Source organism: Hydrogenophaga sp. L99, from assembly GCF_058731905.1.
In genome coordinates this window covers 596,256-617,868 of record NZ_CM178972.1, presented here as the reverse complement: position 1 = coordinate 617,868, position 21,613 = coordinate 596,256, and the positions used below count along the sequence as shown (strand labels likewise).

The following is a 21,613-nucleotide window of genomic DNA, read 5'->3' as shown; positions in this document are numbered from 1 at the left end:
ACCGCGCAGAGGGCTGGTCACTAGCGCAACAAGCGACGCGCTATGCTCACAACCTGGCGAATGCCAGTTGCAGCTTCAGCCGCAGCGATTTTTCGTAACAACCGAACAGGAGCATTGAACATGCATCACAACAAAACGCAATTGCCCCGCGCCTTCACCGCTGCCGTCCTGGCGGCCGCGATTACCCTCACAGGCTGCGCCAACATGACCGAAACCCAGCAAGGCACGGCCAAAGGTGCTGCCATTGGCGCTGCCGCTGGTGCCCTGCTCGGCGTGGCCACCGGAGGCTCCAAACGCGCAGGTACGGGCGCGGTGCTGGGTGCTGGCGCCGGCGCGCTGGGTGGCTACATCTGGTCGCAAAAAATGCAAGAGCAAAAAGCCGCCATGGAAAAGGCCACCGCAGGCACCGGCGTGGGCGTGACCCAAACCGCCGACAACCGCCTGAAGCTGGACATTCCGGCCGACATTTCCTTTGACGTGGGCCGCTCGGCCATCAAGTCCAATATGGCGGGCGTGCTCAACCAGTTTGCCAACACGCTGAACGCCAACCCGGTGACCAGCGTGACCATCGTCGGGCACACCGACAGCACCGGCAGCGACGCGGTGAACAACCCCCTGTCGCTGGACCGCGCGAACAGCGCCCGCGACTACCTGATTGCCCGTGGCGTGGCGGTGAACCGTTTCAGCACCGAAGGCCGTGGCTCGCGCGAACCCGTGGCCGACAACGGCACGGCTGAGGGCCGCGCCAAAAACCGCCGCATTGAGATCTACGTGGCCGAACCAGCCGCCAAGTAAGCCGCCGCCTCGGGGCGCTCGCCCCGAGACCCAGCACAGGGACGCGCCGTCAGGCCCGTCCCTGCTGTTCTTTGTAGCGCCGCTCTTCTTGCAGGCGCAGCACACGCCGCTGCACCTTGCCGGTGGTGGTCATGGGCAAAGCGTCCACAAATTCAATTTCTTTCGGGTATTCGTAGGGTGCCAGCTTGCCCTTCACATGGGCCTGCAGTTCGGCGGTGAGGCGCTGCACAAAAGCGGCATCACCCACCACCCGGCCTGGCTGGGCGGCCAGGTATTCCTGCGCCAGCACCACATAGGCCTTGACCACCGCGCCGCGTTCGGCATCGGGTTTGGGCACCGCCGCCGCGTTGGCCACGGCCGGGTGCTTCACCAGGCAGTTTTCGATTTCGCTGGGGCCAATACGGTAACCCGCCGCCTTGAACACATCGTCTGCACGGCCTTGGTACCAGAGGTAGCCGTCAGCGTCGCGCACCGCCATGTCGCCGGTGCGGCACCAGCTGTTGGCCGGGTCGCCGGTGTACTTGGCCCGGGTTGAGGCTTCGTTTTTCCAGTAGCCCAAAAAGAAGATGGGGTCGGGCTGGCCATGCACATCCAGCCGGTGCACCGCCACGTCGCCCGGCACGCCCACCGGGCATTCGCGGCCTTCGTCGTCGATCACCGCCACCCGGTGCCCGGGGTAACCCTTGCCCATGCTGCCGGCACGGGCGGGCCACAAGCGGGCGCAGTTGCCCACGATGTAGTTGATCTCGGTCTGGCCAAACATTTCGTTCACCGTCACACCCAGTTGCTGCTGGCAGTAGGCAAACACCGCGTCGCCCACCGCTTCGCCCGCGCTCATCAGGCCCTGCAGTTGCAGCCGGTAGCGGTTGCGCGGTGCGGGAAAGGCTTTCATCATGGCCTTGAGCGCCGTGGGAAACAGAAAGCTGTGCGTCACTTGGTGGCGCTCCAGCAATTCAAACGCCGTTTGCGGGATGAAGCGGCCGTTGTAACCCACGATGGGCCGGCCGAAATACAGCGTGGGCAACAACGCGTCCATCAGGCCGCCGGTCCAGGCCCAGTCTGCCGGCGACCAGAACACCGCTTGCGAAGGCTGCGCGGCATCAAACGGGTCGAAGCCAAACCAGTTCTGGCTGCACACAAAACCGGTCAGGTTGCCGATCAGTGCTCGGTGCGGAATGAGCGCACCCTTGGGGTTGCCCGTGGTGCCGCTGGTGTAAATCAGCACCGCTGCTTCATCGGCCAGTGTGGGAACCAGATGGAATTCAGTATGTGCCTGGGCCAGCACCGCCGTCCAGTCCAGCGCATTGCCAAGTTGCGCCTGCGCATCCACCGCCAGCACGTTGTGCAGCAACGGGCAATGGGCGCTCACCGCCTGCACGGCGGCCAGCGTGCTCGCATCGCAAATGGCGGCCACTGCCTCGCTGTCTTGCAAACGAAATTCAAGCGCCTCGGGACCAAACAGCTGCGACAGCGGCATGCCAACCGCGCCCATTTGCAGCACCGCCATGTAAGCCACGGCGGTCTCAAACCGCTGCGGCAACACAATGGCCACGCGGTCGCCACGCTGCACGCCCAGCGCCGTGAGCGCGTTGGACAGGCGGTTGGCCTGGTCCTGCAGTTCGGCGTAGCTGTGGTGGCAGTCGGGCTGGTCGGTGGCGCAGGCGATGACGGCGGTCTGCGCGGCGTGGGCAGGGTCGGCGGCCCAGCGCCGGGCGCACACCTCGGCTATGTTGAAGCGCTCGGGCACCAGCCAGCGGAACTGGCTGTGCAAGGCGGCATACACGTTGGCGGAGGCAGCATCTGCGGTCTGGCGACTGCGCGGACTCTGTGCGGTTTTATGTGCTGCGTTCTTGTCTCGGCGTTGACTCGGGCGCATGGCCTGTCTCCATCTCGGTCTTTATGATCCGATGAATGTACCAAGCCCTGAAAGCCTCGCGCAGCGAGTTTGTCCCGATTCGCAACCTCAGCTACCACGTGCGCGTCTGGGGCGAGCCCGACTTGGCCCGCGCTCCGTTGGTGCTGGCGCATGGGTGGATGGACGTGGCCGCTTCCTGGCAGTTCATGGTGGACGCGCTGGCCGGTGATCGCTGGATCATTGCGCCCGACTGGCGGGGTTTTGGCCTGACCCGCGCTGAAGGCCCGGCACCCGACACTTACTGGTTTCCCGACTACCTGGCCGACCTCGACGCCCTGCTGGACCACTATGCCCCGGAACAGCCGGTGGACCTGGTGGGCCACAGCATGGGCGGCAACGTGGTGATGGTGTACGCCGGCGCGAGGCCGCAGCGCATTCACCGACTGGTGAACCTGGAAGGCTTTGGCATGCCGGCCACCCAGCCCGCCCAGGCGCCTGGGCGCTACGCCCAATGGATGGACGAAGTGAAAGCGCTGCACCGGGGCGAACAGACGCTGAAAGCCTACGACTCGCCCGACGCGGTGGCCCGCCGGCTCATGAAAACCAACCCGCGCCTGGCGCAAGACAAAGCCGACTGGCTGGCCCGGCAATGGGCCGCCCCCAACGCCCAGGGGCAGTGGGAAATTTTGGGTGATGCCGCCCACAAAGTGGTGAGCGCCTACCTGTACCGGGTGGACGAGGCGCTGGAAATGTACCGGCGCATCAGCGCGCCGGTGCTGGCGGTGACCGCCAGCGACGACAGCATGAGCCAGTGGTGGAAAGGCCGGTTCACCCTGGCCGAATACCACGAGCGCCAACGCGCGGTGCCACGGCTGGACAACGCGGTGGTGAACGACGCGGGCCACATGCTGCACCACGACCAGCCCCAGGTGCTGGCCCACACCATCGAGCATTTTTTGGCCCGGGCTGACCTGACCTGAACCGCCCAGGCGCATGGGCTCCGGCAGGCTGGACCGACCCCCCTTCAACACGCCCGGCAAGGCTCGGCGCAACCGCAGGCCAGACGTGAGAAAATCGCGGTTTCGGCCCGGCGTAGCACGCGCCACCCGCACCGGGTGGCTCAGCGCCGGACGCCCCTTTTTTCAGCACACCACAACACCGAAGGATCCCCCATGGAAGCCGAACGCAGCAACGCCATCCGCAGCCAACTCGAAGACTTGACCACCCGCGTGGTCGAGTTACGGAGGTATCTTTGACTACGATGCCAAAGCATCCAAACTGAAAGAAGTCGAATCGGCGCTTGAAGACCCGACGGTCTGGAACGACCCCAAGCGCGCCCAGGACCTGGGCCGCGAGAAGAAGTCGCTCGAAGACGTGGTGCTGGTGCTGGACCGCCTGACCAGCGAACTGGCCGACAACTCCGAGCTGTTCGACATGTCGAACGAAGAGGGCGACGAAGCTGGCCTGATCACCATTGAAGGTGAAGCCGCCAAGGTGGCCGCCGAGGTGGAAAAGCTCGAATTCCGCCGTATGTTCAGCAACCCGGCCGATCCGCTGAACTGCTTCCTGGACATCCAGGCCGGCGCGGGTGGCACCGAAGCCTGCGACTGGGCGAGCATGCTGCTGCGCCAATACCTGCGCTACGCCGAGCGCAAGGGCTTCAAAACCACGATTGAAGACGAAACCGCCGGCGACACCGCGGGCATCAAGGGCGCCACCATCAAGATCGAAGGCGAGTACGCCTTTGGCCTGCTGCGCACCGAAACCGGTGTGCACCGCCTGGTGCGCAAAAGCCCGTTCGACTCGTCGGGTGGGCGCCACACGTCGTTTGCTTCGGTGTTTGTTTACCCGGAAATTGATGATTCGATTGAGATCAACATCAACCCGGCCGACGTGCGCACCGACACCTACCGCGCCTCGGGCGCGGGCGGTCAGCACATCAACAAGACCGACTCGGCCGTGCGCCTGACGCACATTCCCACCGGTATCGTGGTGCAGTGCCAGGACGGACGAAGCCAGCACGGCAACCGCGACGTGGCCTGGAAGCGCCTGCGCTCCAAGCTGTACGACTTTGAACTGCGCAAGCAGCAAGAAGAGCAGCAAAAGCTGGAAGACACCAAGACCGATGTGGGTTGGGGCCATCAGATTCGCAGCTACGTGCTGGACAACAGCCGCATCAAAGACCTGCGCACCAACGTCGAAATTTCGGCCACCCAAAAAGTGCTGGATGGCGACCTGGACGCCTTCATTGAAGCCTCGCTGAAGCAAGGCGTTTGAATGGTTCAAGCCCTGATCTTCGACATGGACGGCACCATGATCGACTCCATGCCCTCGCACCAGCGCAGCTGGGTTGAGTTCACGCGCCGCCAGGGGCTGGACATCGACGTGGCAGAACTCATGCGCCGCACCACCGGGCGCACGGGTGTGGAATGCATGCGCCAGCTGTTTGGGCAAGACCTGCCCGAAGATCAGGCCACCGCCTTTGTGGCCGACAAAGAAGCGGTCTACCGCGAGCTGTTTGCGCCCGTGTTCAGCGAAGTCGCCGGCTTCAAAGCCTTTCTGGCGCAGGCCCAGGCGCGCGGGCTGTCTGCCGGCGTGGGCACCGCAGGCGACCGCCACAACCAGGCCTTTGCCTACCAGCACCTGGCGCTGGAGCAAACACTGCCCACGGTGGGTGGCGACGAAGGCTTGCCCGGCAAACCCGATCCCGCCATTTTCCTGGAAGTGGCGCGGCGCCTGGGTGTGGCGCCCGAGCGCTGCATCGTGTTTGAAGACGCCCCGCTGGGCATTGAAGCGGCGCGGCGCGCTGGCATGCGCGCCGTGGCCATTTGCAGTTCACACCCAGCCGACGAACTCGACGGACCCCACGTGCTGGCCCGCGTTCCCGACTACCACGCCCTGATCACATCCCGTTTCCTGGAGACCCACCATGTCCCTTCTGCGTGAGGCCAATGGCCCAACCACGGTGGTCCGCCGCGAAGACTACGCCGCCCCCGCCTACTGGATCGACACCGTCGAGCTGAGTTTTGACCTGGACCCGGCCAAAACCCGGGTGCTGAACAAAATGCGCCTGCGCCGCAACCCCGCCGTGGCGGCGCAAGCGCTGCGCCTGGACGGCGAGGAACTGAACCTGGCACGCGTGCTGGTCAACGGTGCCGGCTGCTCGTTCAAGATGGACGGCAACCAGCTGGTGCTGGAGAACCTGCCCGAAGGCGATGCGCCCTTTGACCTGGAAATTTTCACCACCTGCGCGCCCGACAAGAACACGCAGTTGATGGGCTTGTACGTGAGCCAGGGCACGTTTTTCACCCAGTGCGAGGCCGAGGGCTTTCGCCGCATCACGTATTTCCTGGACCGCCCGGACGTGATGGCCAGCTACACCGTGACATTGCGCGCCGACAAAAAGCGCTACCCGGTGCTGCTGTCCAACGGCAACCTGGTGGAAGAAGGCACGCTGCCCGATGGCCGCCACTTTGCCAAATGGGTCGACCCGCACAAAAAACCCTGCTACCTGTTTGCCTTGGTGGCCGGCCAGCTGGTGGCGCGCGAGCAGCGCATCACCTCGCGCAGCGGCACCAACCACCTGTTGCAGGTGTACGTGCGCCCGGGCGACATGGACAAGACCGAGCACGCCATGAACTCGCTGATCGCCAGCGTGGTGTGGGACGAAGCGCGCTTTGGCCTGCCACTCGACCTGGAACGCTTCATGATCGTCGCCACGGCCGACTTCAACATGGGCGCCATGGAAAACAAGGGCCTGAACATCTTCAACACCAAGTACGTGCTGGCCAACAGCGCCACCGCGACCGACACCGACTTCGCCAACATCGAGTCGGTGGTGGGCCACGAATACTTCCACAACTGGACCGGTAACCGCATCACCTGCCGCGACTGGTTCCAGCTCTCGCTCAAGGAAGGCCTCACGGTCTTCCGCGACCAGGAATTCAGCATGGACCTGTGCGCCGAACCGTCGGCGCGCGCGGTCAAACGCATTGAAGACGTGCGCGTGCTGCGCACCGCCCAGTTCCCCGAAGACGCAGGCCCCATGGCCCACCCGGTGCGGCCCGACAGCTACGTCGAGATCAACAACTTCTACACCGTCACCATTTACGAAAAAGGTGCCGAGGTTGTGCGCATGATGCAGACCCTGGTGGGGCGCGCCGGTTTCGCCGCCGGCATGACGCTCTACTTTGCCCGCCACGACGGCCAGGCCGTGACCTGCGATGACTTCGCCCAGGCCATGGCCGATGCCAACCCGCAGTCGGACCTGGCGCGGCTGCTGCCCCAGTTCAAGCGCTGGTACAGCCAGGCCGGTACGCCGCATCTGCGCGCTGAAGGTGTTTTTGACGCCGCTGCGCGCAGTTACACGCTCACGCTCACGCAGCGCTGCGACCCCTCGCCCGGTCAGCCGGCCAAACAGCCGTTTGTCATTCCCGTGGCCTTGGGCCTGCTGGACGCCAACGGCACCGAACTGCCCCTGCAACTGGCCCACTGGAACCAGCCCGAGGCCGGTACCCGCACCTTTGTGCTGACCGAGGCCAGCGAGAGCTTCACCTTTGTGAACGTCGACAACGAGCCGGTTCCCTCCATCCTGCGCGGCTTCTCGGCCCCGGTGGTGCTGGACGTGGATTACACCGACGCGCAATTGCTCGGCCTGCTGGCCTCTGATACGGACGCGTTCAACCGCTGGGAAGCCGGCCAGCGCCTGGCTCTGCGCCTTGCCCTGCACGCCATTCGCGCGCAAGGCCCGTTACCGCACGACCCCCTGGACTCAGCCTACTTAGCCGCCATGCGCGCCGTGCTGCGCCACCCGGCGCTGGACGCCGCGTTCAAAGAACTCGTGCTCACACTGCCCAGCGAAACCTACATCGCCGAACAACTGGACGTGGTCGACCCGCAACGCATACACGCCGTGCGCGAAGCCATGCGCGAACAGCTGGCGCATGCCCTGCACGACGACTGGGTCTGGGCGTTTGAAACCCACAAAGACAACGGAGCCTACCGCCCCGACCCGCTGGGCACCGGCCGCCGCGCGCTGGCAGGCCTGGCGCTCACCATGCTCTGCCTGGCTGCACGCAGCAACGGCAACCCCGTGTGGCCGGGCAAGGCCTACCAGCGTTTCAAAGACGCCGGCAACATGACCGACCGCTTCAACGCCCTGTCGGCCCTGGTCGTCAGCGGCCAGCCGCTGGCCCCCGACGCGCTGAGCCGCTTCCACAGCATGTTCCGCAGCGAAGCGCTGGTGATCGACAAGTGGTTTGCCCTGCAAGCCGGCGCGCCCGACCGGGGTGGCAACGTGTTGCCCGCCGTGCGTCAACTGCTCGCCCACCCCGACTTCAACCTGCGCAACCCCAACCGCGCCCGTAGCGTCATCTTCAGCTACTGCAGCGCCAACCCGGGCGGCTTTCACCGTGCCGATGCGGCGGGTTATGTGTTCTGGAGCGAGCGCGTCATCGAGCTTGACGGCTTCAACCCGCAAGTCGCCGCGCGCCTGGCGCGTGCGCTCGACCGCTGGAAAAAGCTCGCCGAGCCCTACCGCAGTGCCGCGCGCGAAGCCATTGCCCGCGTTGCCGCCAAGCCCGACCTGAGCAACGACGTGCGCGAAGTCGTCACGCGCTCGCTGGCCGACTAAGCCTTTTTGACAGATCGCCAACCGCTGCAAACCGCTTTCAACGACCCCTGAAAACCATGTCCAAACGCATTTCACTCACCCGCTACCTGGTCGAACAACAACGCGTCGACGGCCACATCCCCGGCGACCTGCGCCTGCTGCTTGAAGTGGTGGCAAGGGCCTGCAAACACATCAGCCAGGCCGTCAACAAAGGCGATCTGGGCGACGTCCTGGGTGCGGCCACCACCGAAAACGTGCAAGGCGAGATGCAAAAGCAGCTCGACATCATTGCCAACGAAGTGCTGATCGAAGCCAACGAATGGGGTGGCCACCTCGCCGCCATGGCCAGCGAAGAAATGGAAGGCATTTACGTCGTGCCCAACCGCTTCCCGCAGGGCGAATACCTGCTCATGTTCGACCCGCTCGACGGCTCGTCCAACATCGACGTCAACGTGTCCATTGGCACCATCTTCTCGGTGCTCAAAAAAGGCAACGAAGACCCCACCACCATCGAGCCCGTCAACGAGCAAGACTTCTTGCAGCCCGGCAGCCAGCAAGTAGCCGCCGGCTACTGCGTCTATGGCCCGCAAACCACCCTGGTGCTCACCGTGGGTGACGGCGTGGCCATGTTCACCCTCGACCGCGAACAAGGCTCGTTCGTGCTCACCAAAGAACACATCCAGATCCCGCCTGACACCAAAGAATTCGCCATCAACATGAGCAACATGCGCCACTGGGACGAACCCGTGAAACGCTATGTGGACGAATGCCTGGCCGGCAAAGAAGGCCCTCGCGGCAAAGACTTCAACATGCGCTGGGTGGCCAGCATGGTGGCCGACGTGCACCGCATCCTCACCCGCGGCGGCGTCTTCATGTACCCCTGGGACAAGCGCGAACCCGAAAAAGCCGGCAAGCTGCGCCTGATGTACGAAGCCAACCCCATGAGCTGGCTGGTGGAACAAGCCGGCGGCGCAGCCACCAACGGCCGCCAACGCATTCTCGACATTCAGCCAACCAAACTGCACGAGCGCGTCAGTGTGGTTTTGGGATCAAAGAACGAAGTCGACCGGATCACCACTTACCACAGCACGCTATAATCCGAGGCGTTGCCGGTGTAGCTCAGTCGGTAGAGCAGCTCATTCGTAATGAGAAGGTCGGGTGTTCGATTCATCTCTCCGGCACCATTTTTGGTAATAAAAACAACGCACTAACCCTTGCAGGTTAGTGCGTTGTTTTGCTTTTATCGGCACGTTTTTGCACACTGCGTGTGCCAGATTTGTGCCAGAGCCAGCATGCCCCCGCAGTGCCGCCAACGCACGACAATGCAGTCTTCTGCTGCTAAACTGTCACCGTTCGAGCAACTCGGACACCTGACGTTGTGAATGCAACACAAAAGGCCGGGCTTCGACGTCGCCCTGGTCACTTACCGATTGGCTGACTAGCACCCAGCCACTTCGATGCTTCTCCCGCAGCCATCCCGGCTTGCGGCGTGCTCCGATATCGTGACTTCCAAAAAACAAGGCCGGGCTTCGGTATCGCCCTGGTCAATGACCGAGTAGCCACGTGGCAAAGCTGCTCGATGACCCTAGCCACGTCATCAGGGTTATCGACATGAAGCACCGACCAGTAGCCGTAGCTACGACCATACGCAGAGCAAACAGGGCTTGCAGCCGGGACGCGCGTCCAGAAGGAGGCGTGCGCTCATGAGCATTCTTCTCACCGTTGAGCAGCTTTCTGCCTACCTCCACAAGTCTGTTGCCAGCATTCGCAGCGATGCGTGTTAGCGGCGGTCTAAACCCGCGTAAATTTGGCGGCGGTAAGTGGTGGCGGAATTTGGTGACGTAATCCGGCGTTCATTTTTGGTGGCCGATTCTGGGTGCGGTTTTCGGTGCTGAGCGTGCCAACAACAAGGGCCCCGTCAGGGGCCCTTGTTGTTGGCGCGGGAGACTCGTTGGCGCTCAGAACGGCAAGTCCGTGTCAAAGTCTTCCAGTGAATCAGTGGTCACGCGCTGCGCACGCAGCAGATCCTGGATGACCCCTCCGTAATGGGTCCAGACGCGATCGCGCAGATCATCGAGCAACTCCATCACCGCCATGGCTTGTTCCGGTGTCCAGGTGTCGTCCACCGCGAATGGCAGCCCTTGGCGCAGTCCTGAAGGCGGATGCCACGGTTTCATACGGTCTCCTTTGAAGGCTTGCGCTTTACCGTGCGCGCCCGGGCATGTTCTTGCGCCTCCTTGTGCCGGTACGAGTTGCCCTTGATGCCAACAATTTCGGCGTGGTGAACTAGGCGGTCCACGAGGGCGACCACGCAGGCCGCGTTGGGGAACACTTCGCCCCACTCGGCAAAGGACTTGTTCGTGGTGATCAGCGTGCTCTTGTGCTCGTGGCGCCGGCTGATCAACTCGAACAGCAGATCGGCATACCGGCTGGAATACGACAGATACCCGACCTCATCAATGACCAGCAGCGCGGGTCTGGCGTAGTGGCGCAGTCTTGTACGCAGTGCCGAATCGCTGTCCAGGCTGGCCAACTCGCCCAGCAGCTTGCCGGCGGTGGTGAACATGACGGTGTGCCCTTGCAGCACCGCCTGATGTGCAATGTTCTGGGCAATGGTTGTCTTGCCCACGCCAGAAGGGCCCACCAGGATGGCATTGCTGGCACTGTGCAGAAACTGCAGCGTCATCAGCTCGCTCACGCTGGCCTGGTCAATCTGCTCGGGCCAGCTCCAGTCGTAATCCACCAGGGGTTTGAAGCGCCCGATGCGCGCACTGTGCAGCCGGCGCTCCATGGAGCGGCGACTTCTCTCGTGCTCCTCCCATTCCAGCAACGTGCCCACCCAGGGCTCTGTGCAGCAGGTATCCCAGTGGGACAGCACCCCGTGTAGTTGCAGCGCCTGGGCTCGGAGTTTGAGTGTGGCCGAATCAGTTGTTGGCATCGTCACCCTCCTGCGTGAGGCGGTCATAGCCGTCCAGGCTGTGGGGGCGCACGGCGATGTCGCGCGCGCGCACCTGCGCAGACAGGGCCACGCCCAGCGGGGGCGGGGTTTGCTGCTGGCTCTTGCTCTGACGCTGGCGCTCAAGCGCCAGACGAACCGCATGGGGGTGCGGCACACCGCGGCTCATGGCGTCCGTGACGGCGGCCATCATCTGCGTGCGTCCATGCACGTCCAGGAGCTCCTGCAACTCACGGGCGATCCGCCCCAACGGCTCACCCCGCTTGGCCGCCTCTGTCAGCAAATCCTGCACCTGAGGAAGCGCGTGTACCAGGCGGTCCGTGTCGCGGTGCGCTCGCGCGCCTCGCTTGTGCTGCACCAGGTCCTGCACATGGGCCTCGATCTCGATCTGCTGAGCCTTGTCCCAGCAACGCGGGTGCGAGGCCAGCGCCTGCTGGCCGTCCAGAATACGCACCTCACGCAAGCTGGCGTGCACGGTGAGGCTGCGCTGAACGTGGGTGTGGGGGATGGAATAGTCGTTCAGATCGAACCGAACGTAGGGTGTCTTGGCCGCTGTAACGCCGCGGATCTCATCGCAACAAAACGGTGTGGCCGGGATGTCCATCAGGTGCGAGCGCTCTTGGTCAAAGGCCTGCTGCACCGACAGCTGGGAGTCCTCGGGGCAGCGCCGAGCGCTGGCAGGACCAGCCACCCAGGCATCGGCCTGGGCATTGAGATCGTCGATATCGGTGAAGCTGCGTCCCTCAAAGAAGGCGGTGCGGATATAGCGGATGGCCCGCTCCACGCGCCCCTTCTCATTGCCCCGGGCCGGGGCCACGGGCCTGGCCTCGAAACGGTAGTGCGCCGAGAGTGCCAGCAGCGTGGGATTGAAGCGGATGGCCTGCCCCTTGCGTTCGAGCACCGCGCTCTTGAGGTTGTCGTACAAGACGACCCTGGGAACGCTGTGCCAGGATTCAAAGGCCTGGACGTGCCCGCGCAGGAAGCTCTCCATGTGCGCGCCCAGGAAGAAGCGCAGGAAGATGCGTCTGGACCAGGAAAGGACCATCACGAAGGCCATCAAGGGTCGGCGGGCTTGCCCGATCTGGATGTGGCCGAAGTGGCCCCAGTCGCATTGCCCCTGTTCACCGGGCAAGGTGCGCAGGCGCAAGTAGGCCTGTGCTGGGGGGCGCGGACGGTGGCGGGCGACGATGTGGCGAAAGTGGTCGGGGCGCCCCTCGTAACCGCGCTCGGCGGCCATGGTGTGCAGCCGGCTGGCCGTGAGGTTGGGGAACTGCTTCAAGGTCTCCTGGATAAAGGGCAGGTAGGGGGTCACGCCCGAAGTGCGTTGTGCGGGCACGATTGGGGCCGCGCCGGCCTGGGTGAGCACGCGCATGACGGTCTCGCGGTGCACGCCCAGCTGGGACGAGATGGTTCCCACCGGCCAGCGCTCGGCGTGGTGGTAGCGCAGGATCTGCGCCTTGAGTTCAGGTGAAATGGCCATGTGAGTCGGTACTCCATACGGAAGGTTGGGATGGATGGCGAAAGCGGCATCGCAGAAAGTCCTGACGCACAAAAGCCGAGACCGAACGGCCGCAAAACTGGCACTTGCAGCGCTGGCTTGCGTCTGGATTCAGAGCGGTTGCGTCGCTGGATGGGAGTACATCAGCGCAGGGCGGTGGTGGGCCACCCTGATGCGTCACTATTTGTTGGCGCGCGCGCCATTGCCCCTGGCGTGTGGCGTGAGCGTGGCGGCCCTTGCGGCTGTCCTGGTAGCGTTTGGCAGCGGCGCGCTGGGCGCAACTTCTGGCCTGGAGTGAGCAGACTGCGCTGCAGTAGCGCTGGCCGCGGTCGCAGTGGCTGCAGATGAGCACAGGGCTGCGACACAGGGCGCACAGAAAACGTCTGGGCGGTGGTGACGGCGGCTGTGGTGGTGCGTGTTGGGCAGTGGGCATGGGCGGTCCATTCCCATGCGTGGGCCCACGCTGCTGGACAGCCACGCCCGCTTCGTGAATACTGACAGCGGCAACGGCGCCCTCCAAAGCGGTGGGTCTCGGGGCGCGACAGTGGGTTTACCGGAAAGTGACTGTCACTGTCGCGCCTGCTTCTTACACAGGTAGGCGATATGTAACGCAAAACACCAGCGCTGCGCCATACCCCTGCGCTGGCTCAAGCCCGCTCGCCATGGCCAAAGCAGGCACGCTCAGGACACGTCTGTGCCCTGTGCAACGGGCACCCTTCGATTCAAAGGAAATTCAAAGCAGTCAGCTGACTGCCGCGGATGACCGCCACCGACTGCTTGCCGACACCAGATTTACGCGGGTTTAGAGCGCCGCTAACAATGCGACACGCAACCCCAAATCTCTCCCTCCAATGTGCCGGCTACCTGGCACAAAACGCCTTCTCTGGCGTACGGAGGACGTTGAGCGGTGGCTTGCTCAACATGTCACGCTTTCGCCGTGGAACCCAACGCCTGCAGTCCTGGATTGCCCGCCGCAACGACGCGGGCGGCCGACGAAGGCCGAGCAGGTGGCGAAACAGCGGCGCGTCCAGTCCTCTGTAACAGGGCAAGCCTCTGCTCCTGCGAGGAGCTGAGCGATGGGTTTTCCTATTGGTACCGACGCTGTTCGGTCGGTGCGGGAACGTACGCCAACAACTGTTGATCACTTCGACGCGACGGCATACCGCGACAAGCTGATCGCAGGCGGCATCGACCCGATATCAGCGGCTCAGGTGGCAGCAAAGACCGCAGCAGCGCGCGCAACCACGGTCACGCGTTCAGTAAAGTTAGGGGCGCAAGGCAGCAATCTATTCGACCAGGCGGCACAGGTCGAAGCACCGACACAACAGGCCGCAGACAAGAAGATCGGCACCGTGCCGCCGATCTACTCGCCGGTACGCGACCTGGTACCGTGCAAGGCGGCACGCCCGAAACGCGACGGCAAGGTAATCGACGTCGCCGCGAAAATTGCCGACGAACGACCAAGCGGCGAAGACATGGCATTCATGCATGCCATCATGTGCCAAGTTGGATTGCCTCGCTCGAAAGTCGGTCACAAGACAGCAGATGGCAAGTGGGTCGATGCCCTTGAGTTCGAGCGTCAATGCGGCGGTGCTGGACTGAACGTCGCCGCTGGCAAGCTGTGGGACGGCAAGCAATTTGTGCAGCAGCCCGTCCCCTATGGGGCTTTACCCCGCCTCATGCTCGCTTGGATGAACACGTTCGCCGTGCGTCACAAGACGCCCGAAATTCCAGTCGGACACAGCACCGCTGAGTTCTTGAGAATTTTGGGCAAGGACACGAGCGGCGGCAAAAAAGGTGGCTATACGGTGTTTCGCACACAGATGCAGGCGCTTTCCGCCTGCCGCATGACGCTCGGTTTCAATGTCGGCGGCAAGGCATATACCTATGAAGGTAAGCCCATCAAGCAATTCGAGGCATGGCTGAACACTCACGATAGCCAAACCACTTTGTGGCCAGGCGTCGTGACGTTCTCGGAAGACTACTTTCGGACCTTGATCAGCCATGCCGTCCCGCTTGACGTGAGGGCCTTGTCAGCACTCCGGGGATCGGCTTTGGCAATGGATACCTACACGATGCTCGCTGATCGACTGCATCGCATCACCGGGCGTCCGGTACTGCTCTACTGGACCAATCTGCGCGACCAGTTTGGCCAGGAGTACCAGGGCAAAGATCCTGGCAAGGACTTCAAGAAGACGTTTCTGCTGGCGTTGCGTGACGCGTTGGCCGTCTACCCGCAGGCTAGGGTAAAACAGGTCGCTGGGGGCCTTTTGCTGATGCCCTCGCCCCCTCCTATTCCGTACAAGCCAATCTGACCTGGACTCAGGCTGGCCTACTTCGGGCAATCATCGCGATTGTTGCCGCGCCAAGAAGGGACCTGATGCGCTCGAATGACTGCACGCGGAATCACCCCCCCTCAACGCGTTTCAGCCCGCTGTTATCCACTGCGGATAGCCCACCGATGTAACGAACGTAACATCGGTGGGCAAGTCAGTGGATCGGAAGGGTTATCCACGCGGAATTACCCCCCCTTCGTGCGCGGGATCACACCCCCACTTGCCGTTGATGTCGCGCGGAATCGCACCCCAAAAACTCGCGGAATCGCACCCCCCCTAAACCTGTAAGGTTTTTGCCTTTAGCTTTCCCTATATCTATTGCTTGTAATAAGACGGCTTCGTGCTGTGGATATCTTTACGGGCGACCCCGGCGCAACAGCTTCACGGCCAGAAGCCTGCAGGCTTTACTCCAAGGGGATATGCCCCTGAATTTCCCAATCCATAAGACGCGCAAACACACCTCGCCGCAATAACGGTAAGAATAATAATATTATTGCTATTATTATTCTTACCGCCATGAATTCAACAACCTCACGCCGATGAGCAAGCGCCTAGCAGGCTGCTGAAATACTCCCGTGCGTCCGAACCTGCTCAGCGGCGGCAAGCGCATTTTTCGCAGCAGCTTTCCGTATGCTGGAAGTCAGCCCGAAAACCTGCGTGTTTTCAGCCGTACAGCACGGTTTTTTGCCCCTTTTGCCTTCACATCTGCCCCAGCAGACGGATTTGCCCCAGGCTGCGCAACCGCGTGAGGTTGTAGCCTGCCATCGTCAGCACAAACATCTGGTCCACCTTCTTGATCCCGCGCACCAGCACCTGGCGCATGTGCCCCACCGTCTTGGCCCAGCCAAAGCCCTGCTCGATCAGCTTTCTCTTTTGCTGTGAGATGGCGTAGCCTTCGCTGTCTGCAATCGCGTCAGGAACTGCCGACTGGCGCCCTGACTTGTTCTGCGCCACATGGGGCATCACGTTCATCTCTTGCAGCGCGTCGATGAACTCCTTGGCGTCGTAACCCTTGTCTGCGCCCAGCGTGATCGTGATGGGGTCATCACCGGGCAGTGCCTGTCGCGCATCGTTGATCATGGCCTTGGCCGCTTCACGTTCAGCATATCCGTCTGCCTGGGTGACCACGGCGCTGACCACCAGCCCATGGCGGTTGTCGGTGAGTGTGTGGCCCATGAAGCGCAACTCGCTGGCCGTCTTGCCCTTGCGGTACAGCCTTGCGTCTGCGTCCGTGGTGGACTCGTGGGTGTCGTTGCTGCGCTTTTGGTCTTTGAAGTTACCCGCATCCGGGTCATCGCTCTCTGGGCGGTCTTTGCGCACAAAACTCTTGTGGCCCGCCCAGGCCTGGATCAGGGTGCCATCTACGCTGAAGTGCTCGCCCGAGAGCAGTTCCTGCTCCTGGGCTTGTTGCACGATCTGATTGAAGAACTCGATGACCGCATCGTGCTCGATCAGGCGTTCGCGGTTCTTGCTGAAGACAGTGGGCACCCAGACTGCGTCGTCCATGGCCAGGCCGATGAACCAGCGAAACAGAAGGTTGTATTGGGTCTGCTCCATCAGCTGGCGCTCCGAGCGCACGCTGTAGAGCACCTGGATGAGCATGGCGCGCAGCAGCTTCTCGGGAGCAATGCTGGGGCGCCCGCCTTTGATGTCGGCCGCATACATCTGGGCAAACAGCCCATCCATGTTTGCCAGGGCCTTGTTGACCATGATGTGGATCACCCGCAGGGGATGGTCGGCGGGCACGAAGTCATCGAGATGGCGCATCGTGAACAGGCTCTCGGTGAAGGTGTCGGCTCCGCGCATGGATGGCTCGTCTGTCTGGTCGGTAGGGTGCCTTGATTGTCCTGGCAAGACGTCAACTGGGAAGTGACGGCGGGGAGTATTTCAGCAGCCTGTTAGAGCAATTCGGCATACAGACGGGCCCAAATGCGCCTCATACGGGTTGCTCACTTGTGTCAATCAAGCGCTGACTTACTGCGTCCGCCATACCCAGGAAAGTTGATATCAATGGAGCATGGCGCCGCTCCTGTCGACAGATGAAGTGCACCCGTGTTGCCATGCTGGTGTCCGAGATATTCAACCTGGTCAACCGGGGATCCGGTACGTAGGCCGTCTCAGCCACAACCCCTAAGCCAAGTCCCTGTGCCACGGCCTCTCGAACAGCCTCGCGGCTACCCATCTCAAGCGCAACCTGAACCTCAATGCCTCGTTCCTTGAGTTCATTTTCAAACACGCGTCTGGTCGTCGATCCTTCCTCTCGGATGACGAACCTCTGACCCTGCAGATCACGCAGTTTGAGAGTGGCCCGTTGCGCGAGTGAGTGTTGGGTGTTGCCGAATATCACCAATCGCTGGGTACGGTAAGCCGCGCCAAATAGATCTGGGTGAGCGACGTGATTGAGCACCATGCCCACGTCTCCCTGGTAGTCAAGAATCTTTTCGGTGATGGTTCGCGAGTCGCCTACGCCAACAGCCACGTTGACCTGGGGGAACTGTTTCATGAACAGCTTCAACACGGGCAGCACGTTGTGCGGCCCGATGGCATGGATGACCAGTCGCCCTACGTATTGATTTTTCGCAGCAGCGAGCAGTGCGTGCGCATCTTCCTCGCCACTGAAGGTACGCCGGGTGTAGTCCAACAGAGTGCGTCCAAAGGACGTGAGTTCAAGCCGCCGCCCGCGCCGATGAAAAAGCTCCACGCCGAAGTCGACCTCCAGGCGCTGTATGTGTGAAGAAACAGTCGGTTGTTGAATAGCGAGCACTCTCGCGGCAGCGGTCATGCTGCCGGCTCGGGCCGTTGCGTCAAAGGCCTTCAAGGCTGCGAGGAGGCTGAGTCCAGACATTGATGTGATCTATGGGTGCCCTCATTTTTAGGGATGAAAGTTTCATATTCATGACACCTTGGTCACCCAGACTTGAGCTGTGCTTCCACTGAAGCTGTTTCTTCCAGAACCTCCTCTTTCCCGAGAGATACCTCTGACCACTTGAGTCCTGGTGTGCGTCTAGCGCACCACAACAAATGAAACCGAGCTATGAAAACTGCAATTCGCGAGAGCCATCTGAGCTTGCGGGGTATCACGGTGACCTATGCCGATGGTCACACGGCGCTTGCGCCCACCTCGCTGGAGGTACAGCATGGCGGGTTCCTTGTGCTGCTGGGCGCGTCGGGCGCGGGAAAGTCAACGCTGCTGCGCAGCATCAATGGCTTGGTTAGCCCCACAGACGGAGAGGTGTCGGTGGCCGATCTGCCGGGCGGCACCGTCTCAAAACGCAACCTTCTTGAGCATCGGCGCCACTGCGGCATGGTGTTCCAGCAGCACCACCTGATCGGGCGGCAAAGCGTGCTGGCCAATGTGTTGATGGGCAAGCTCGCCACCCGCGGATCTCTGGCGTCGTTGTGGCCTTGGAGCAAGGCTGACAAGCTGGAGGCGCTGGCGGCCATTGACCGCGTAGGCCTGCTTGAGAAAGCCCTAGCACGGGCAGACACCTTGTCTGGTGGGCAACAACAACGCATTGGCATTGCGCGTGCCTTGGTGCAAAAGCCCCGCCTGCTGCTGGCCGATGAGCCGGTGGCCAGCCTCGACCCGGCGACCGCGCAGAGTGTGTTGACCCTGCTTCACGACATCTGCAAGAAAGACCGACTCACGGCCATCGTGAGTCTGCATCAAGTCAACCTCGCGCGCATGTTCGCCGACCGCATTGTGGGCCTTCGCCAGGGCCAGGTGGTGTTCGACGGGACAGCAGCGCAGTTGACGGAAGAAGCCCAGTCTGCCCTGTACGCGAAGTCGTCACCTGCCAACATGGGCAGTCAATTTGATTCCCCCTCTCAATCCAAGGAGTTTTTACCGTGCTGAATCGTCGCCGTTTCCAATTTATCGCTGCCGTCACTTTGGCCGCCCTGTTGCCACTTGGCGCCCATGCCGAGGGCAAAAATCCTTCCAAGCTTCGCGTTGCACTGTTGCCGGACGAAAACGCCGCCACCATCATTCAGAACGCACAGCCTCTGAAGCGGTACCTGGAACAGACCCTGAAGAAGGAAATCGAGATCACGGTGACCACGGACTACTCATCGATGATTGAAGCCATGCGCTTCGGGCGCATCGAGGTTGCCTACTTTGGGCCGTTCTCTTACGTGCTGGCCAAGTCCAAGGCGCCCAACATTGAGCCTTTTGCCGTTGGCGTGGAGCGCGGCTCGCCGACCTACCAGTCGGTTCTCATCGCCACGGCAGGCGGCCCGGTCAAGACCCTGGCTGACGTTCGTGGAAAGCCTTTTGGCTTTGGCGATCAGGCTTCGACGTCCGGTCACCTTGTACCGCGCGCGCACTTGCTTAAAAACCACCAACTGAACGGCGAGACTGACTACCGCCCCGTTCACCTGGGCACGCACGATGCCGTGGCCCGAGCTGTTCAGGCAGGGCAGGTTCCCGCCGGCGCTCTGTCAAAAACCATTCTGAACAACCTCATCGCAAAGGGCATGGTGGATGCCAACAAGATAGTGCAACTTGAACTGTCAGCACCCATTCCGAACTATCCCATTGCGATGCAAGGCAATCTCACCCCGGAGCTCAAGGAAGCCATCCGAGCCGCCTTTCTCCAGATGAAGGACGCCGAGATTCTCAAGTCATTCCGTATCGAGGCCTTTGCCGCTACCGACGACAAGGCCTACGACGTTCTGCGTGACACAGCACAGATTCTCAAGCTTGATCTGGGGCGCATGAAATGACATCGGTTGCCTTGGAATCCATTATTGCCATCGACGGACAGCGGCGACTCAAACGGCTGGGCGCAGCCTGCGTCGTGCTCTTGGTCTGTGCGCTGGCTTTGTTTGTCACCGGTTTTTTTGACGCGCAGCGTTTCATCGAAGGGGGCCCCGCCATTCAGCAGTTGGCTTCGGAAATGATGCCGCCCAACTTCGCCCGCTGGGAGCATTGGGTCATTCCACTGCGCGACACCTTGGCCATGTCGATCGCGGGAACGGCCTTGACCGTTGTGGCGTCCTTGCCACTCGCCTTGGTTGCGGCGCCCAACACCGCGCCGAATGCGGTGGTTGGGCGAATCGTCAGAACCATCTTGGCTGCATTTCGGTCTGTGCCTGAAATCATCCTGGGCATTCTGTTCGTCGCGGCCGTGGGCTTTGGGGCATTGCCTGGTGTGCTGGCGTTGGCCCTGCATTCCACGGGCATGGTGGCCAAGTTCTACGCCGAAGCCATAGAGCACGTGGACCCGAAACCTCTGGAGGCCGCTAAGGCCGCGGGCGCAAGCCGGTTTCAGGTCATCACCCATGCTGTGTTACCGCAGGTTTTGCCCCAGTTGGCGGACATCACCATCTACCGATGGGAATATCACTTTCGCGCATCGGCAGTGATGGGCATCGTGGGTGCGGGCGGCATTGGCTTCGAACTCATGGCAGCTCTGCGCCTGATCAAGTACGACGAGGTCTCCGCCATTTTGCTGTCCATCCTCATATGCGTGCTCGTGGTCGACGGCATTGGGTCGGCGCTTCGCAAACATCTGAAATAGAAAGAGAGAGGAAGGTAATGATGCCGAAAATTGTGGTGACGCAGCCCATCCATGAAGCAGTTCTGGCGCGTCTTCGATCCGCCGGTGATGTAGTGATGAATCAAGGGCCTGAGCCCTGGAGCGAGGAAGAGCTTTACCTCCACCTGAAGGACGCCGACGCCATGATGGCGTTCATGCCTGACCGGGTAGATCAGCGAACCCTGTTGCACGCTCCCAGGCTCAAGACCATCGCTTGCGCATTGAAAGGGTATGACAATTTTGACCTGATGGCCTGTGCACAAGCGGGGGTCAGCGTGAGCTTTGTGCCAGACCTTCTGACAGAGCCCACGGCAGAGCTGGCCATCGGTCTGGCCATTGCCGCTGCGCGTCACGTGCTCGCTGGTGACACCCGTATTCGCAGGGGCTACGCCGGCTGGCGTCCTCAGCTGTATGGAATAGGTCTGCACGGCTCGGTCGTGTCGGTCGTTGGCCTGGGCGCCGTGGGACGGGCCATCGTTGACCGCCTCTGCGGATTTGGGTGCGCTCAACTGCTGGGCGTGGACCCGCATGGTGATGACGAACGCCTGACCATGGTGAGCCTGGGTGAGGCCCTGTCGCAATCCGACTATGTCATTCTGGCCGTTCCGCTGCTGGACGTAACGCGTCACCTCGTCAATGACACCATGCTTGAAGGTGTTCGGCGGGGGCAGATCCTGGTCAACATTGGGCGAGGCTCGGTTGTGGACGAGGCTGCCGTGGCACGGGCGCTCAAGGACGAGCGCCTGGGTGCCTACGCCGCCGATGTGTACGAGATGGAAGACTGGCTGCTGGCAGACCGTCCACGCCAGATTCATCCGGAACTCTTGCAACACCCCTCCACCGTCTTCACTCCCCACATCGGATCGGCTGTGAAGAAGGTCCGTCTCGCTATCGAGTTGCGCGCTGCTGAAAATTTGCTACTCGCGCTGAGTGGGAGCGAGCCGCTGGATCTCTGTGAGGCATTCCATCGAGCGGATCCTATGCCGGCGTTGCCCTGCTCTGGATGACCTGCAGGACGTGCA

The 21,613-nt window shown here is 62.1% G+C and carries 17 protein-coding genes and 1 tRNA gene; 12 read left to right on the top strand and 6 right to left on the bottom strand.

All coding sequences use genetic code 11. The annotated features are described in order from the left end of the window. Positions 1-120: 120 nt before the first annotated feature. Positions 121-795: a YiaD family glycine zipper/OmpA-like lipoprotein gene (locus AC4QBL_RS02930; RefSeq protein ID WP_472900011.1), complete on the top strand. Its 675-nt coding sequence runs from the start codon at positions 121-123 to the stop codon at positions 793-795. A gap of 49 nt (positions 796-844) precedes the next feature. On the opposite strand, the gene AC4QBL_RS02925 is transcribed toward AC4QBL_RS02930, so the two are convergent. Next, a complete protein-coding gene (locus tag AC4QBL_RS02925) occupies positions 845-2,671 on the bottom strand; it encodes an acetate--CoA ligase (RefSeq protein ID WP_472908167.1) in 1,827 nt (608 codons plus the stop codon). A 35-nt stretch (positions 2,672-2,706) separates the two neighbouring features. Between AC4QBL_RS02925 and AC4QBL_RS02920 the strand changes: the two genes are divergently transcribed. The 6 genes from AC4QBL_RS02920 (at position 2,707) to AC4QBL_RS02895 (ending at position 9,445) form a co-directional block, all read left to right on the top strand. Beyond that, the gene (locus tag AC4QBL_RS02920) at positions 2,707-3,630 is read left to right on the top strand and encodes an alpha/beta fold hydrolase (protein WP_472908168.1); all 924 of its coding nucleotides are present in this window, start codon (positions 2,707-2,709) and stop codon (positions 3,628-3,630) included. Between the two features lie 192 nt (positions 3,631-3,822). Next, positions 3,823-4,927 (top strand): peptide chain release factor 2 gene (prfB, locus tag AC4QBL_RS02915; protein WP_472908169.1). Its coding sequence is split into 2 segments (ribosomal slippage): positions 3,823-3,903 and positions 3,905-4,927, totalling 1,104 coding nucleotides; the frame shifts between segments, so codons are not numbered across the junction. Next, entirely contained in the window at positions 4,928-5,596 is a 669-nt protein-coding gene (locus AC4QBL_RS02910; RefSeq protein WP_472908170.1) for an HAD family hydrolase, read from the top strand. After that, entirely contained in the window at positions 5,580-8,282 is a 2,703-nt protein-coding gene (gene pepN / locus AC4QBL_RS02905; protein ID WP_472908171.1) for an aminopeptidase N, read from the top strand. Before AC4QBL_RS02910 ends, pepN begins: the two co-directional genes overlap by 17 nt. 56 nt (positions 8,283-8,338) lie before the next feature. Then, complete coding sequence (locus AC4QBL_RS02900; RefSeq protein ID WP_472908172.1) at positions 8,339-9,358, top strand: class 1 fructose-bisphosphatase; 1,020 nt, start codon at positions 8,339-8,341, stop codon at positions 9,356-9,358. 11 nt (positions 9,359-9,369) lie between these two features. Beyond that, positions 9,370-9,445: transfer RNA gene (locus tag AC4QBL_RS02895), tRNA-Thr, on the top strand. Between the two features lie 774 nt (positions 9,446-10,219). On the opposite strand, the gene AC4QBL_RS02890 is transcribed toward AC4QBL_RS02895, so the two are convergent. The 3 genes from AC4QBL_RS02890 to istA are packed head-to-tail and all read right to left on the bottom strand — an operon-like array spanning position 10,220 to position 12,697. Then, the gene (locus AC4QBL_RS02890) at positions 10,220-10,438 is read right to left on the bottom strand and encodes a hypothetical protein (RefSeq protein WP_472901141.1); all 219 of its coding nucleotides are present in this window, start codon (positions 10,436-10,438) and stop codon (positions 10,220-10,222) included. Continuing rightward, positions 10,435-11,199, bottom strand: a complete 765-nt coding sequence (gene istB, locus AC4QBL_RS02885) for an IS21-like element helper ATPase IstB (RefSeq protein ID WP_472906280.1) — start codon at positions 11,197-11,199, stop codon at positions 10,435-10,437. The genes AC4QBL_RS02890 and istB overlap by 4 nt, the downstream gene beginning before the upstream one ends. Continuing rightward, the gene (gene istA / locus AC4QBL_RS02880) at positions 11,186-12,697 is read right to left on the bottom strand and encodes an IS21 family transposase (protein ID WP_472906279.1); all 1,512 of its coding nucleotides are present in this window, start codon (positions 12,695-12,697) and stop codon (positions 11,186-11,188) included. The genes istB and istA overlap by 14 nt, the downstream gene beginning before the upstream one ends. A gap of 1,094 nt (positions 12,698-13,791) precedes the next feature. Between istA and AC4QBL_RS02875 the strand changes: the two genes are divergently transcribed. After that, positions 13,792-15,030: a replication protein RepA gene (locus AC4QBL_RS02875; RefSeq protein WP_304836742.1), complete on the top strand. Its 1,239-nt coding sequence runs from the start codon at positions 13,792-13,794 to the stop codon at positions 15,028-15,030. A gap of 720 nt (positions 15,031-15,750) precedes the next feature. Here the strand turns inward: AC4QBL_RS02875 and AC4QBL_RS02870 are convergent. Continuing rightward, a complete protein-coding gene (locus AC4QBL_RS02870; protein WP_472908010.1) occupies positions 15,751-16,857 on the bottom strand; it encodes an IS5 family transposase in 1,107 nt (368 codons plus the stop codon). 130 nt (positions 16,858-16,987) lie between these two features. Beyond that, positions 16,988-17,896, bottom strand: a complete 909-nt coding sequence (locus tag AC4QBL_RS02865) for a LysR substrate-binding domain-containing protein (protein ID WP_472908491.1) — start codon at positions 17,894-17,896, stop codon at positions 16,988-16,990. A gap of 189 nt (positions 17,897-18,085) precedes the next feature. Between AC4QBL_RS02865 and phnC the strand changes: the two genes are divergently transcribed. The 4 genes from phnC to AC4QBL_RS02845 are packed head-to-tail and all read left to right on the top strand — an operon-like array spanning position 18,086 to position 21,598. Then, positions 18,086-18,907: a phosphonate ABC transporter ATP-binding protein gene (gene phnC, locus AC4QBL_RS02860; protein ID WP_035242057.1), complete on the top strand. Its 822-nt coding sequence runs from the start codon at positions 18,086-18,088 to the stop codon at positions 18,905-18,907. Further along, positions 18,901-19,776, top strand: a complete 876-nt coding sequence (gene phnD, locus AC4QBL_RS02855; protein WP_472908490.1) for a phosphate/phosphite/phosphonate ABC transporter substrate-binding protein — start codon at positions 18,901-18,903, stop codon at positions 19,774-19,776. The genes phnC and phnD overlap by 7 nt, the downstream gene beginning before the upstream one ends. A gap of 11 nt (positions 19,777-19,787) precedes the next feature. Next, positions 19,788-20,573: a phosphonate ABC transporter, permease protein PhnE gene (gene phnE / locus AC4QBL_RS02850; RefSeq protein ID WP_472908489.1), complete on the top strand. Its 786-nt coding sequence runs from the start codon at positions 19,788-19,790 to the stop codon at positions 20,571-20,573. 20 nt (positions 20,574-20,593) lie between these two features. Beyond that, positions 20,594-21,598, top strand: a complete 1,005-nt coding sequence (locus AC4QBL_RS02845) for a phosphonate dehydrogenase (RefSeq protein WP_472908488.1) — start codon at positions 20,594-20,596, stop codon at positions 21,596-21,598. Positions 21,599-21,613: the final 15 nt, after the last annotated feature.